17 protein-coding genes, 1 tRNA gene, 1 pseudogene and 1 riboswitch are annotated in these 14,178 nt (G+C 41.3%); of the genes and pseudogenes, 4 read left to right on the top strand and 15 right to left on the bottom strand.

Going from position 1 to position 14,178, the window contains the following annotated elements:
• Window positions 1-245 precede the first annotated feature (245 nt).
• The 5 genes from WAE57_RS02290 to rpoD form a co-directional block, all read right to left on the bottom strand.
• Complete coding sequence (locus tag WAE57_RS02290; RefSeq protein ID WP_337707849.1) at window positions 246-1,430, bottom strand: iron-containing alcohol dehydrogenase; 1,185 nt, start codon at window positions 1,428-1,430, stop codon at window positions 246-248.
• A gap of 1 nt (window position 1,431) precedes the next feature.
• Window positions 1,432-1,965: a hypothetical protein gene (locus WAE57_RS02285; RefSeq protein WP_237786698.1), complete on the bottom strand. Its 534-nt coding sequence runs from the start codon at window positions 1,963-1,965 to the stop codon at window positions 1,432-1,434.
• A gap of 77 nt (window positions 1,966-2,042) precedes the next feature.
• Window positions 2,043-2,702 (bottom strand): lipoyl(octanoyl) transferase LipB, encoded by a 660-nt coding sequence (gene lipB / locus WAE57_RS02280; RefSeq protein WP_237786699.1) that lies wholly within the window; start codon window positions 2,700-2,702, stop codon window positions 2,043-2,045.
• A gap of 165 nt (window positions 2,703-2,867) precedes the next feature.
• Window positions 2,868-3,155, bottom strand: coding sequence for a DUF493 domain-containing protein (locus tag WAE57_RS02275; protein WP_237786812.1), 288 nt, complete (start codon window positions 3,153-3,155; stop codon window positions 2,868-2,870).
• Between the two features lie 114 nt (window positions 3,156-3,269).
• Window positions 3,270-5,156, bottom strand: coding sequence for an RNA polymerase sigma factor RpoD (gene rpoD, locus WAE57_RS02270; protein WP_086176284.1), 1,887 nt, complete (start codon window positions 5,154-5,156; stop codon window positions 3,270-3,272).
• A 374-nt stretch (window positions 5,157-5,530) separates the two neighbouring features.
• Between rpoD and WAE57_RS02265 the strand changes: the two genes are divergently transcribed.
• Both WAE57_RS02265 and WAE57_RS02260 read left to right on the top strand, forming a co-directional pair.
• Window positions 5,531-5,740, top strand: coding sequence for a hypothetical protein (locus tag WAE57_RS02265; RefSeq protein ID WP_086176283.1), 210 nt, complete (start codon window positions 5,531-5,533; stop codon window positions 5,738-5,740).
• A 69-nt stretch (window positions 5,741-5,809) separates the two neighbouring features.
• Entirely contained in the window at window positions 5,810-6,334 is a 525-nt protein-coding gene (locus WAE57_RS02260; protein ID WP_086176282.1) for a YecA family protein, read from the top strand.
• Window positions 6,335-6,475: 141 nt separating this feature from the next.
• On the opposite strand, the gene WAE57_RS02255 is transcribed toward WAE57_RS02260, so the two are convergent.
• From WAE57_RS02255 to WAE57_RS02240, 4 genes are all read right to left on the bottom strand, one after another.
• A complete protein-coding gene (locus WAE57_RS02255) occupies window positions 6,476-6,889 on the bottom strand; it encodes an ABZJ_00895 family protein (protein WP_337707840.1) in 414 nt (137 codons plus the stop codon).
• A gap of 29 nt (window positions 6,890-6,918) precedes the next feature.
• Entirely contained in the window at window positions 6,919-7,536 is a 618-nt protein-coding gene (locus WAE57_RS02250) for a DedA family protein (protein WP_337707838.1), read from the bottom strand.
• Window positions 7,537-7,619: 83 nt separating this feature from the next.
• Window positions 7,620-7,904: an FUSC family protein gene (locus WAE57_RS02245; protein ID WP_337707835.1), complete on the bottom strand. Its 285-nt coding sequence runs from the start codon at window positions 7,902-7,904 to the stop codon at window positions 7,620-7,622.
• 194 nt (window positions 7,905-8,098) lie between these two features.
• On the bottom strand, window positions 8,099-9,031 hold the full coding sequence (locus tag WAE57_RS02240) for a rhodanese-related sulfurtransferase (RefSeq protein ID WP_086176278.1): 933 nt from the start codon (window positions 9,029-9,031) through the stop codon (window positions 8,099-8,101).
• A gap of 205 nt (window positions 9,032-9,236) precedes the next feature.
• Between WAE57_RS02240 and WAE57_RS02235 the strand changes: the two genes are divergently transcribed.
• Window positions 9,237-9,725, top strand: a complete 489-nt coding sequence (locus tag WAE57_RS02235; RefSeq protein ID WP_337707833.1) for a DUF1289 domain-containing protein — start codon at window positions 9,237-9,239, stop codon at window positions 9,723-9,725.
• Between the two features lie 58 nt (window positions 9,726-9,783).
• Window positions 9,784-10,395, top strand: a pseudogene (locus tag WAE57_RS02230) (LysE family translocator).
• 53 nt (window positions 10,396-10,448) lie between these two features.
• Here the strand turns inward: WAE57_RS02230 and ribB are convergent.
• The 6 genes from ribB to WAE57_RS02200 form a co-directional block, all read right to left on the bottom strand.
• A complete protein-coding gene (ribB, locus tag WAE57_RS02225) occupies window positions 10,449-11,108 on the bottom strand; it encodes a 3,4-dihydroxy-2-butanone-4-phosphate synthase (protein WP_337707831.1) in 660 nt (219 codons plus the stop codon).
• 94 nt (window positions 11,109-11,202) lie between these two features.
• A riboswitch (FMN riboswitch) is annotated at window positions 11,203-11,363 on the bottom strand.
• Between the two features lie 149 nt (window positions 11,364-11,512).
• Entirely contained in the window at window positions 11,513-11,893 is a 381-nt protein-coding gene (gene panD, locus WAE57_RS02220) for an aspartate 1-decarboxylase (protein ID WP_086176275.1), read from the bottom strand.
• Window positions 11,894-12,036: 143 nt separating this feature from the next.
• A complete protein-coding gene (gene pth, locus WAE57_RS02215; RefSeq protein ID WP_086176274.1) occupies window positions 12,037-12,618 on the bottom strand; it encodes an aminoacyl-tRNA hydrolase in 582 nt (193 codons plus the stop codon).
• A gap of 19 nt (window positions 12,619-12,637) precedes the next feature.
• Window positions 12,638-12,931: a 50S ribosomal protein L25 gene (gene rplY, locus WAE57_RS02210; protein ID WP_237786708.1), complete on the bottom strand. Its 294-nt coding sequence runs from the start codon at window positions 12,929-12,931 to the stop codon at window positions 12,638-12,640.
• A 100-nt stretch (window positions 12,932-13,031) separates the two neighbouring features.
• On the bottom strand, window positions 13,032-13,985 hold the full coding sequence (locus tag WAE57_RS02205) for a ribose-phosphate pyrophosphokinase (protein WP_086176272.1): 954 nt from the start codon (window positions 13,983-13,985) through the stop codon (window positions 13,032-13,034).
• Window positions 13,986-14,021: 36 nt separating this feature from the next.
• Window positions 14,022-14,096: transfer RNA gene (locus tag WAE57_RS02200), tRNA-Gln, on the bottom strand.
• Window positions 14,097-14,178 lie beyond the last annotated feature (82 nt).

Genomic DNA, 14,178 nt, shown 5'->3' with positions numbered 1-14,178 from the left:
ATCAAGGATCAGTCATGTTTACAAGGATCGTTTGAGACGAACGATCCCCCCTAAATGAATAAAACAAAAGTGCGCCAATCTACTCTAGTTTGGTACGTTTTGCCAATATCTTTGTGAGTTTTTAATGCAGAAAATATGCCACTTGATATAAAAGACTCGCTTTAATTTTCTGTATAAAAGTAAAAGCCTGATGCTTAAAAAAACATCAGGCTAATTTTTAGCTATATTCGCTTAATTTTCAATACTTACCAAGCTTTTTCTAAAATCGCTTTTAAATCACTAAACGTGGCTTCTTTAGGATTATAAATAATGGAACCATCATTTAATGCTTTATCTGCTACTTCATCCAATTGTGCTTCTGAAACTTTGCTAGTTTCACGTAAAGTACGCGGCAATTTGGTTAATGCATATAAGCGATCACGCATGGTTAGAATAGTAGCAATAGCTTTGTCAGCACGTAAATGTGCAGGCGTTTGTGCATAAATATCCGCACCGGCCAAAGGCAGCAATAATTCTGCAATTTTGTCACCATTGACTTCCTTATTGTACTCAAGCACATAAGGCAGGAACAGGTTCATGCATAGACCATGGGGCAAATGAGCCACCGCACCTAAAGCATGCCCGAGCGAGTGTACCAAGCCAACCATGGAGTTAGAGAATGCAATGCCGGCCATAGTCGAAGCTTGTGCCAATTCCAGGCGGCCAAATTCATCTGTTGGATTATCCAGAACATTGAACAGGCTGTTGCTAACTTTTTTAATGGCAGCTGTAGCATAAGCATCACTGATTGGATTTGCTGCCATGCAGGTATAGGCTTCAACCGCGTGGGTCAATGCGTCCATAGCCGTCATGGCAGTTAAATGTGGCGGCAAAGTTTGCGTCATGCGCGGATCAAGAATCGCAGCATGCGGCATCAGGTAATACGATGCAAACGGCATTTTGACATTTTTTTCAAGGTCAGAAACCACAGCAACCATAGTCACTTCTGAACCTGTACCTGAGGTAGTCGGAATAACGAAGAATGGTTTTAATGGTTTTGGCAGGTTATGTGCGCCTGAATATTTAAGCAGGTCATCACCACCTTCAGTCACCAGGATATTGGTTGCTTTAGAGGTATCGATCACTGAACCACCACCCACGGCAATAATTGCATCACAACCATTGTCGCGGTAGGCTTGTGCTGCCTTACGTACGGTTTCTACGCTTGAATCGGGTGGAACATCATCAAAAATAGCACCAATCACCGCCTCTGTAGATTCAAAAGCAGCTTCAATTGGAGCAAGCAGGTTATTGCTGCGTACGCCTTTATCGGTAATGATCAGTGGACGTTTTGCACCTAAAGTGGCAAGTTCAAAAGGAATGTGCTCTAACGCGGCATGACCTGCGATCACTTTTACCGGACAGAAAAATTCGTAATAAGGCTTAGCCATGTTATGCACTCCGTTTAAAATATGATTGAGCTAGTTTCAAATAAATATTTGCAGCTCCAGTAAGTTTTTCTTTTAGGCTTAATTCTGTTGGATATTGTTTTACAGCAAGCTCAGCCAGGAGTTTAGGTAAAATGAGCGCTTCCATTTTGTTTAAGCAACGTACCAGACGAATGGCAAATGAAATATCTCCATCAGCAATCATGCGGTCGTGAGCAAAAGCCTGTGCCGTGCTTTCCTGAAAAGAAAACACTAAAAAAGCATGAGTTAAGTGCTTAAAAGTAATGGTAAGGTCAGGCTTGCTGTTTACAGATTGAAGTAATTGTAATTGATGGTCTTCCGTGACTTTTGCAATAAAAGCTGGGCCATTGGGAAATACTTTCATCGTTAGAACGAAACCCACCGGGAATTTTGCCACTTCCTGTTTGACTTCGGCGTCGACTTGACTCGCCATTACCAGACCTCTGCCAATCACATCCATCATGAGTTTGACGTAGGTCAGTTGTAAAGCGGGCTTAACGGATTTGGTTGAAATCACTCGTGTATCCCTTATCTAAAAAATATTTTATTAGTTTAGAGTAAATACTCTAATTTATTTTTATGTCAAAAGCAAAGTTATTGTTGCATGACTTGAACTTCATTAAAGTAACCGCTGTTGTGTAAAGTTTCAATGATATCGACGCATAAGTTCTCGAATTTAGGGTAGTCCTGCACTAAATCCTGAATGCGGACCATTTCCAGACCGGCATAACCACATGGATTAATGGTGTGGAAACCAAACAGGTCACAATCAATATTCAGTGCCAAACCATGATAGCTGCGCCCTTTACGGATTTTAAAGCCTAAAGACCCAATTTTGCGCTCGGCTACATAAACACCCGGTGCATCCGGCTTGGCATAGGCTTCAATGTCGTATTTTTTCAGCAGTCCAATCATTAAATTTTCAGCATAGGACACTAAAGTACGTACATTCCAGCCCAAACGGTTTAAATCAAACATGAAATAGGCCACCAGCTGACCAGGGCCATGCCATGTCACTTGTCCACCGCGGTCTGTTTGCACGACTGGAATATTACTCGGCAGCAGAATATGTTCCGGTTTACCTGCCTGTCCCTGGGTCAGTACATCATGATGCTGTAAAATCCACAGTTCATCCGGCGTGTTTTCATCGCGGTTTTCAGTTAGGTTTTTCATGTCCTGAAAACGGTCGAGGTAGGGAGTAAGCTGGTTAAATTGATGAATAATCAGTTTGGGTTTTAGAACAGCATCAGTCACGTGAAGTGCGTCCTTAAAAATTTTCAACAGGATAGAATGATTATAATGAAATCATACTGGGATAGGGGATGATCGCTGGACGATTTAAAGTTTTTTGCAGATTTAGTCATATTTTTATTGTTATATAAATAAAAAAAACACGCCTGAAGCGTGTTTTTTATGTTATTAAAGTGCTGTTTTAATCAATGGGCAGGCTGCCAAGTCAGCATATAATGCATGAACCTGTTCCAGCTCCACAAAGACAATCTGAGCAGTCAAAGAATGATATTTTCCGGTACGTGAAGGTTGTACCTTAATACTGGTACCATCGAAGTCGGGAAAATGTTTTACCAGGATTTCTACAACGGCAATATGTAATTCTGTGCTGGCTTCACCAATCAGTTTAATTGGATAATCCATTGGGAAGACCCATAGATCTTCTCGGAGTTCGCGAGATGGCGTACGGTCTAACATGGTCATAGTAGTCCCCTTATATCAAACGCCTGCATGAATGCAGGCGTTATATGTCTTGAATACTAGATGGAGATACTTGGCTGTTTTTCAAGTCTCCATCGGTATCACAATGGCTTAGTCATTTTCCAGGAATGAACGTAAGTGTTCAGAGCGGGAAGGGTGACGTAATTTGCGTAATGCTTTGGCTTCAATCTGACGGATACGTTCACGTGTTACGTCAAACTGTTTACCGACTTCTTCCAGAGTATGGTCAGTTGGCATATCAATACCAAAACGCATTTTCAAGACTTTCGCTTCACGTTCAGTCAAGTTTTCCAGTACTTCTCGAGTCGCTTCTTTTAAGCCTTCTGAGGTTGCAGCATCAATCGGAGAGGTGATGTTGCCATCTTCAATGAAGTCACCCAAATGCGAATCTTCATCATCACCAATCGGCGTTTCCATAGAAATCGGTTCTTTGGCAATTTTAAGCACTTTACGTACTTTGACTTCGTCCATTTCCAGACGTTCGCCCAATTCTTCAGGCGTCGGTTCACGCCCCATTTCTTGAAGCAATTGACGTGATACACGGTTGATCTTGTTAATGGTTTCGATCATGTGTACTGGAATACGAATGGTACGTGCCTGATCCGCAATTGATCGGGTAATCGCCTGACGAATCCACCAAGTTGCATAAGTCGAGAATTTATAACCACGACGGTATTCAAACTTGTCCACGGCTTTCATCAAGCCGATGTTACCTTCTTGAATCAAGTCAAGGAATTGCAAACCACGGTTGGTGTATTTTTTCGCAATCGAAATTACCAGACGCAAGTTGGCTTCAACCATTTCTTTTTTCGCACGACGGGCTTTTGCTTCACCAATCGACATACGTTTAGAAATGTCTTTAATGTCCTTAACATTCAAGCCCAATTCTTTTTCGATGTCGGCAATCTTTTGCTGGAATGCCAGTACATCTGGACGTACTTTTTCTAAATAAGCTTTTTGCTCGGCAGGTGCTTTGGCAATTTGCTCATCTAACCAGGCTGGATTCGACTCCTGACCCGGGAAAGAAGTACGGAACTGGGTACGGTCCATACGGCCACGACGTACCGCATACCGCATAACTTCACGTTCAGAAGTACGGATCTGTTCATGTGTACCACGAATCATTTCAGAAATAATGTCAAATAAACGCGGAGTAAATTTGAACATCATAAACACGGTTGCCAATGCTTGCAGTGCTTCTTCTGCCTGCTTGCTATTACGGCCATGCTTTTCAATTGCAGCTTTAGTTAGTTTCCATGCATCTTCCAATTCGGTGAAACGAATACGGGCAATTTCTGGATCAGGACCTGACTCGCCTTCAGAATCATCATCACTTTCAGACTCTTCTTCGTCATCATCGTCCAGTTTTACATCTTTGGTTGTTTTAGAACTTGCTTCTTCATCTTCATCGATTTCAGCTTCCTCTTCTAAAACTTCTGGAATTTCTTCATCAGATTCCGGGTCTAAATAACCCGATAAAATATCAGCAAGACGACGTTCACCTTCAGTGACATCGTTATATTCTTTTAATACAACTTCAACTGCATTTGGCCAATACGCAATAGAATGAAGAACGTCACGAATACCTTCTTCAATGCGTTTAGCAATGCTGATTTCACCTTCACGCGTTAATAGTTCAACCGTTCCCATTTCACGCATGTACATACGTACTGGATCGGTCGTGCGACCAGGTTCGCTTTCAACTGACGCAAGAACAGCGGCCGCTTCTTCTTCAGCAACTTCATCGGTTGTTTCAGTATTCGAGCCATCGAACATGGTGTCATCAGATTCAGGCGCACGTTCATGCACTGGAATGCCGACGTCTTGAAGCATCTGAATAATGTCTTCAATCTGTTCGCTTTCCGTGATCGAGTCCGGGAGATGATCGTTAACCTCAGCGTAAGTTAAGTAACCTTGCTCTTTGCCTCGGCTAATCAGAGCCGCTACTTGCGAAGTAGGGGAAGTCATATCGCTCATCTTTGCTTACTCTTCGTTGAATCTGTGGCAGTGAAAAACCGTGCATGATAGCACAATTCGATTAAAATTGTTTTGAATATTGATTGCTCAAGTCTCATTTAAAAAATATGAATTTGATTTAACAATTGTTTTCAATATGGGGCTGGAATTTTTTTTTTCAAGGCCGGGTGAGGGATCGCCTACAAAATATTTTGAGTTTGCTTTATCCGGCGTAATAAAAATTCTCAGCGTTCATAAATACACAATTTTAGAGGTAAAAAACAAGATAAAATGGTGTTTCTAAGATAAAAAAATAAAAATACTTGACAAAATGACATGGGTACGATAAATAGCGCCTAGGCCCATTCACTTTTTTTCACCATGAGGTAGTTTTAGTGTCTTCTACAGATTTTGAACTAGATGATAGCTACAGTGATGATGATGTTAGTTTTGATGAAGTATCAAGCAAAATTAGTGCTAAAGAGTCGTTAGAAAAACGTCGTCTCATTGATGACCTTCTCGCACAACGTCGTTTAGAGCGTGAACTGAAAGATTTTGATTATGATCTTGATGACGACGACGATTTTGATGATGAAGAAGACTAAAATAGGATTCTGCACAGCCAGCTAAAATGCTATGCTATGCGGTAGTTATTTTACAAACCTGGATTTTAAATGAGTGCTTTAGATTTAGACCTTTTGAGCGATTATCTAGATGGCGACCAAAATGAATATGGTCTGGATTTTGCGGCAACTCATGGTTTTCTGTGTGCAATTGCAGTTGGCCCTGCTTTTGATAAGTGGCTCGATGAACTCTTTGACAACAATCAAAAGAAAGTTCCGAGTGAAATTATTGCACAAGTAAAAGCCTGGTTAGAATCGATTCGTCAAAATTTGGCGAACGAAGAGGGAATTGAATTTCCTTTTGAAATTGAAGAAGCAGATGTGGATTCAAGTTTAGGCGACTGGAGCGTTGGTTTTGTCGATGCCATGTTCTTAAACGAAGATGCTTGGTTTACACCAGAACATGAAGAGCAACTGGTAGATTTAACTTTACCGATGATGGTCTTCAGTGGTGTAGATGAAGAAGATCCACAAATGGAATCTTTCCGCCGCAATGGTCAGCTCATGGATGAAATTGCTGAAGAAATTCCAGATAACTTGAATGAATTATATTTAATGTACCATACGCCAGCGTGATGGTGCGCCTTGCGCCGTTCCAATCGCGGCTTATGTATCACACAGCAAATTAATTCGTTAAATAAAAAAGCACCTTGGGGTGCTTTTTTTAGGCGCGAATTTCCATTTTTATAGTGGATAGAGAAAATTTCTCAGCAAAAGTTATTTATATTTATTCAAAGTGTATCGGGCATAACCATTATAAGCGATATGAAAGATCAGCCCATGTAAAGCAATGGCACCCGCCACCAGCAATGAATTGCGGGCTCTCCCAGCATAACCCATGGTCATGAGAATTTCCTCAGCACGTGGATGCATAAAAATCAAAATAAACATCACGATAAAGCCCATGGTCATGGCGATGATTGTTGATCCCCAAACCAGGGTATTTTTTTCTTTGGCATTCGGTAAGCGCTGTTCTTTTTTGACAAAATGTCTGGCGCTCAGAAAAGCAGAAGCGATCAAGCCAGGCAGCAGGGTGATGACACCGAGCTTTAGTGCATAAATCAAGATGCTGACCAACAGGATTAAGACAATACTATAAACGGCTGCAAAATATTTAAGATAATGCGACATCGTTTTAGTCTCCCTCGGGTAACCTTTGTTCAGGATGGGCGATTTTTACGCTGCTGTCTACGGTATACAATCCAGCCAATAATGATCACTACAATGACAATAATCACATCACTGACTTTACTGAAAATTTGCTGCATGAGCTGCTGATTTTCACCGAAGTAAAATCCGACACAGGCCAGAAAAGTGGTCCAGATGATGGTACCCAAGCTGCTATAAAACATAAATTTCCAAAAGGGCATGTGGCTCATGCCCGCTGGAATACTAATCAGGGAACGTACGGCGGGAATCATGCGGCCAAAGAATACGATGCGATGTCCATAATGCTCAAACCAGCCCAGTGACTTTTTCACATCTTCAGATTTGATAAACAGATATTTGCCATAACGGTCTATAAATCGAAAAATGCCTTCATGCTTGAACTGATAGCCAATCCAATATAGAAAAGCTGCAGCGAGCAGTGAACCGAAACAGCCTGCGATAATGACACCAAGGAGTATGAGCTGACCTTGTGAGGCTGAGTAACCTGCGGAAGGCATAATAATTTCAGAAGGAATCGGAGGAAATACATTGTCGAGAAACATGAGCAGGGCAATACCGAGGTAGCCCAGTTGTTCCATAATGGAAATAATCCACTCAGTCAGATTCATATGGTTATAAAAATAATAATGATATTTCAACCATCCTAAATATTATTCGGCTCAGGGTAAAGTATCCTTCTAAATACAGCAGATTATTCTTGGCTATGAATTAAGGTATGGATATAAACTTTTCTTAAACTATAGGCTAGTGCAAAAGGAACCGCACTGAGCAGGGCGTATTCTATAAAATTAGGTGTAAGGTGATAGGCGATGAATATAGACAAGATACTGCCGATCATGGCACCTAATACCACAATAAAAAGATGTGATTCTTGCTCTAAAATCTGTTTTTGTTGTTCTATTTTTAGGTGATTTTTTTCCCGAATCTGGTGAAAACGACGGGTATAATCAATTGAACGGCTAATTGCTCTAGGCATAATTTTTATCCTTTTTCACGTTAAATATGAATAAGTTAGCTCTTATTGTGTGTTGCAGTTCTCAGATTAACAGATTATTGATGATTATATATACATTATTTGTGTGTCTTGGTATCTTTTTTTATCTTTTGTTTTTTAGTAAATAAAAAAAGTCCTCTAAAGAGAACTTTTTTAAAAGATTTTCTTGGTTTGAATTACAGACGTTTACGTTTAGCCGCTGCAATCTGCGATTGACGCATACGGAATCCGGCTTTCTGCTGTTCTGTGGTTTTGTCAATGCAGTATTTGCATGATACGCCATGTTCATAACTTGGAAGTTCAACTTCTTGAGGAAGTAGAGGCCAACCACAAGCATGACACTTAACGTTCTGACCTTCTTCTACACCGTGGGTAACTGCGGTACGGCCATCAAATACGAAACATTCACCTTCCCACAGACTTTCTTCAGCAGGGGTTTCTTCCAGGTATTTTAAGATACCGCCTTTTAAATGATAGACCTCATTAAAACCTTCTTGCAGTAATAATGAAGTTGATTTTTCACAGCGAATCCCACCGGTACAGAACATGGCAATTTTCTTGTCTTTGTGCTGTTCAAGGTTCTGTTTGACGTATTCCGGAAATTCACGGAAAGTTTCAGTTTTAGGATCAACCGCGCCTTTAAACGTACCTGCTTTATATTCGTAGTCGTTACGCGTATCAATCAAGATCACGTCATCACGTGCAATCAGTTCATTCCATTCTTTAGGATCAAGATAGTGACCGACTAAGTCGCGTGGTTTAACTTCCACACCCAAAGTCACAATTTCAGTTTTTAGTTTAATTTTCATTTTACGGAATGGTTTGTCAGAGCTGTGAGACTCTTTGTATTCCATTGCGTTAAAACCTTCATTCAGTAGAAATTGATGGATGGTATCAATCGCTGCACGGTCGCCCGCTACAGTTCCGTTAATGCCTTCACCAGCCACAATTAGAGTTCCACAAAGATTGATGGTTTTTACCAAATCAAGTAAGCGTTGTTGAAGATCGGCAGGATCTTGAACTTCTTTGAATTGATAAAGTGCTGCAACAACCCATTCAGTGGTCGCTTGCTGTTCTACAGGTGCAAGCTGTTCTACAGTAGCGTTCATGGAATACTCCAAATGTATTTAAGATAGGACAAAATTTAAGGCGCGTATTCTAACGTGAATTGCCTAAATTTGCGAGAAAACCATGTATGAAATATGGTTTTTAATTTGCTGTTTGGAGATGTATTATGCCTGTGCAAATTGAATGTTAAATATAAAGTGGTCTTCATCTGTCAGACCTGAATATTATTGAATTTCGGAGTTTATTTTGAATACTGATCGTCGAATTGCCTCTTTGACTCCATGTGCAGGGCGCTGCTCTACGGTGTTTGGTGATTCGGTATGTCGTGGTTGCCGTCGTTTTAATCATGAAGTGATTAAATGGAATACTTATACAGCAGAACAGCAAACGGCTGTTTGGAAACGTCTTGATGTTCAGCTGGATCAAATTTTAGTGCCGATGTTGCCATTTGCCGATATTCGGCATGTCGAAGGCTTTGTATTATCTAAACGGGTTCGTTTGCGTGATGATGCCTCGAAGGGTCGTAAGCTGTATCACGCTTTAAAAATCTGTGAAAAGAATCGACATTTTACTGATGATAGTGGTTTAGGCATTCATTACAAAGATGTACGTCCTTTGTGGCAGGAGTTTGAGCGTCGTGTACTGGCGCTGGCGACAGCAAGCTACGATTTTGCCTTTTTACGTGCCGATGGGATTAGTCATCACTTATTGCGTGAAGTGGAAGAGGATGACTAAGTCCTTTTTGTTATGTGGGTTTAAAAATAATAAAAGATCAAATCAAGCGAGTTAGCCCATGAATATTGGAGAATTCCTGCTGTATGTTGTTGCAGTCATTATTATGATTGCAACCCCAAGGCCGGTAAATGTTACGGGTAAGCAAGTGCTGGATTAAAAGGCGGCTATCGCAAAGCATTAAAAACCATTTTTGGAACCAATTTCGCTTCATTGATCCTGATCACTATTTCTATTTTAATATTAAAAGGTTTTCTGGAGCTTAATCAGCAATGGTTTAACAGCATTAAAATTTTAGGCTGTATTTATATTGCTTATCTGGGTTTTCAGATTTTAAAAGAAGCCTTCTCAAACTCAGTTAAGGGTTATTCAGCACAATTAAAAGCAGCGGATGGCGGTTTTAAACGGGGTTTTCTGTGGGCATTTCCAATCTAAAAGACATTCTTTTCTTGGCTGCATTTTCCCTCAATTTATACAGATCACTCCTGATTTAGATATTAGTCTGGGGATTCTAACTTTGAGTTGGATTATTCTAGATTTTGCCACTTTATCATTGGTTTATTTGAGTTTTAATCGGTTATCTCGGTCCAAGATTTACAGTCAATTACTGGGGGCGTGTGGTGCAATACTAATTTTAATAGCCGGATATGGTCTGTATTCCAGCTTGTTCTAAATATTCCGAATAATAAAAAAGCCCCGACTTTAGGGGCTTTTATTTTTTTAATCTTAAAGATTATGCGCTAAGCGATATTGCACAATTTCTTCAATGGTAATCACGGTTAATTGATGGGTTTGCGCATAAGACAACACCTGAATGCCTGAAGCCATAGTGCCATCCGGATTGGTCAATTCACATAAAACACCAGCAGGTTTAAGGCCGGCTAAACGTGCTAAATCAATTGTACCTTCAGTATGGCCGCGACGAGTCAAGACACCACCTTCACGAGCACGCAAGGGGAACACATGGCCTGGGCGATTGAGGTCGCTGGCTACGGCACCTTCTTTAATTGCTGCTTTAATGGTAGTTGTGCGGTCTTTGGCTGAAACACCGGTAGTTACGCCTTCCGCAGCTTCAATCGTCACCGTAAAGGCGGTTTTAAACTGGCTTGAGTTATCAGCCACCATCGGAGGAAGTTCTAGATGATTAGCCAATTCATCGGTTAGACATAAACAGACAATACCTGAACCATCACGAATCATGCGTGCCATGGTTTCTACCGTTAATGTGTCTGCAGCTACAATCAGGTCAGCTTCATTTTCACGGTCAAAGTCATCCATGACCAAAACAGGTTTGCCTTGGCGGATATCTTCTAATGCTTTTTGAATACGTTGTTCAGCTGGGGGAAGGGCTGAGAAGAAAATTTCGGGTTGAATCAAACTAGACATTGAAACGCTCTCGTAAAATAAACATACGGTTGAACATTTCAGGACTGATGCAGAAATGGGGTCGCAGCGATATATCAAATATAAATATCCGTTACGTCGTCTTCTTTCATCCGGACTATACCGTCGGCTTTGGCTTTTCACCAAATCTGCGAGTAAACCATTTTTAGTTTACAGGCTCGTGGGCTGATTAAATGCTATAAAAATATAGTTTTAATTTACCACCGGTGGGGAATTACACCCCGCCCTGAAGCGATGTGCAATAAGTATAGACCTGTTTTGCAAGGATGACTTAAGTTTCTATAGATGAATCAGTCATATGGTTAGTCAAACTAGGCATAAATTAAAATGTGAAAAGTCGCGCATAAAAAAGCCCGCATGATTGCGGGCTTTCATATCTTTAAATCTTAAGCCACTTGAACAGGAATACAGTTCGCAGTGTGATTTACAGTATTATTCGGGTTGGCATAAACCAGACGTGGTTTATGGGCATTTGCTTCCGCTTCGGTGAAATCACCAAATGTAGCAATGATCATCAGATCACCAACATCAGCTTGCAGGGCAGCACCGCCATTGACTGAAATAATGCCAGAGTTTTCTTCACCACGGATGGCATAAGTGGTAAAACGCTTACCATTAGTCACGTTCCACATATGAATTTCTTCATATTCGCGGATACCAGCTAAATCCATTAACACGCCGTCAATTGCACAAGAACCTTCATAATGTAATTCTGCTTGTGTAACGACACAACGGTGAATTTTAGCTTTTAATAAACGAGAAAGCATGGCTAGCGTCTCCTTAGTTGACCTAAGATTTTATCTTAGTTAAATCAAATCACTTCTTACTGGATCAATAATCCGCAGAAAGCGCATTTTGCTCCGAAAAAAGCAACATGGCAAGAAGGAAAATTCAATTATTTGTAGAATGATCAGTTCGGTTTGTGAGCATTAATTTGATTCATGGCTTGCTGTATGTCACCGTTTACCAGCAATTTAATGCGAGATAAAGCGTGGGCAATGGCATCATCCATTAAATCTTGTTCGCTGCTCGGTGCTTTGCTGAGTACATGACCCGATACACGTTCTTTGGAACCAGGATGACCAATACCGATACGCAAGCGATGGAAATTAGGGCCTGTATGAGGAACGATATCGCGTAAACCATTATGACCACCGTGACCACCGCCGGTTTTCAGGCGGATAACACCGGGATTCATATCCAGTTCATCATGTGCAATGAGCATTGCTTCGGGAGCAACTTGATAGAATTTGGCGAAGGGAACAACACTTTTGCCTGAGGCATTCATAAAGGTTGTGGGTAACAGCAGACGGACGTCTTGACCTTCAATATTACCTCGACCACTGATTCCGTAGAATTTAGGATCGGCTTTGAGAGAAATGCCATATTGTTCTGCAAGGCGTTCAACGAACCAAAAGCCTGCATTATGGCGGGTTTGGGCGTATTCCTTACCAGGATTGCCCAAACCAACAATTAGCGAAAGTTTTGACACTAATTTACACCATCAACACTTATGCGCGTTTGAAGTCAGCGTGCATTGGAGTGTTTTTAGCTGGGTGACGTTGTAAAGCTTGGATTTTAACGCTTTCAACTTTGTCGCCAACTTTGATTTCTACAACTTCTTCAAAGAAAGCATTGTTTTCTAAAGCTTTAATTAATTCGCGAAGTTCTAAAGTTACTGCAACAGGCTCACCTGAACCGTAGATGATTGCTGGAACTTTGTTTTGAAGACGAAGGCGGCGGCTCGAACCTTTCCCTTGAACTGCTTCTTCACGTGCTACTGCATTTAATACGAAGTTTGCCATGATAGACATTCCTAATTTAAGTTTAATTGACTAGGCCTTCGACCAGCCTAGTGATAGAAAACCCTGCCACAGGGCAGGGTTTTGAAAATTCAGCGCTATATTATAGATAAGAATCGAACATTGCGCTAATAGATTCTTCGTTGTTAATACGACGAATTGTTTCAGCAACCATGCTGGCTACTGAAACTTGGCGAATCTTACCAAGTTCTTGGGCTTCTTGAGAAAGCGGAATAGTATCTGTTACAACAAGTTCGTCGATTACAGAGTTTTTCAAGTTCTCAATAGCTTTACCAGAAAGTACTGGGTGAGTTGCATAAGCAACAACGCGGCGAGCACCAAATTGTTTGAGTGCATCAGCGGCTTTACACAAAGTACCTGCAGTATCCACCATGTCATCTACGATGACGCAGTCACGATCTTTGACATCGCCAATCAAATGCATCACTTGTGATTCATTTGCTTTTTGACGACGTTTGTCGATGATTGCAAGATCGATATCACCCATTTGTTTCGCTACAGCACGGGCACGAACTACACCGCCTACGTCTGGAGAAACAACCATAAGGTTATGGTGTTGCTGTTGACGAAGGTCAGCAAGTAATGCAGGAGTGCCGTAGATGTTGTCTACAGGGATATCGAAGAAACCTTGAATCTGGTCGGCATGAAGGTCGATCATTACAACGCGGTCAATACCTACAGTAGTGAGCATGTCTGCTACAACTTTTGCAGTAATTGGTACACGGCTTGAACGAGGACGACGGTCTTGACGAGCATATCCGAAGTAAGGAATAACAGCGGTAATACGACCTGCACTTGCACGACGTAAAGCGTCAGCCATAACAAGGACTTCCATCAGGTTGTCATTGGTTGGCGCACAAGTAGGCTGTACAACGAATACGTCTTTACCACGAACATTTTCAGTAATTTCGACAGCGATTTCACCGTCAGAAAATTGACCTACAGATGCTGCACCTAAAGGAATGTGCAGGTGGCTTACGACTTTTTGGGCGAATTGTGGATGTGCAGTTCCACTAAAAACGACAAGATTGGGCATGAAGCACCCTTGGCGGTTGGAATGTTTGAAAATAGATGGCAGGGGCGGCTGGATTCGAACCAACGGATGCCGAGATCAAAACCCGGTGCCTTACCACTTGGCGACGCCCCTAATGCGGCAGAACTTTAATAGTTTTGCTGCTCTATGTCAAGGTGAATTAACAAATGAACAAGCAAATACTGTACTGTCTTTT

The organism is Acinetobacter sp. NS-4 (genome assembly GCF_037402435.1).
Classification (GTDB): domain Bacteria; phylum Pseudomonadota; class Gammaproteobacteria; order Pseudomonadales; family Moraxellaceae; genus Acinetobacter.
The sequence above is the reverse complement of the archived record's forward strand: the minus strand, read 5'-3'. Positions and strand labels throughout refer to the sequence as shown.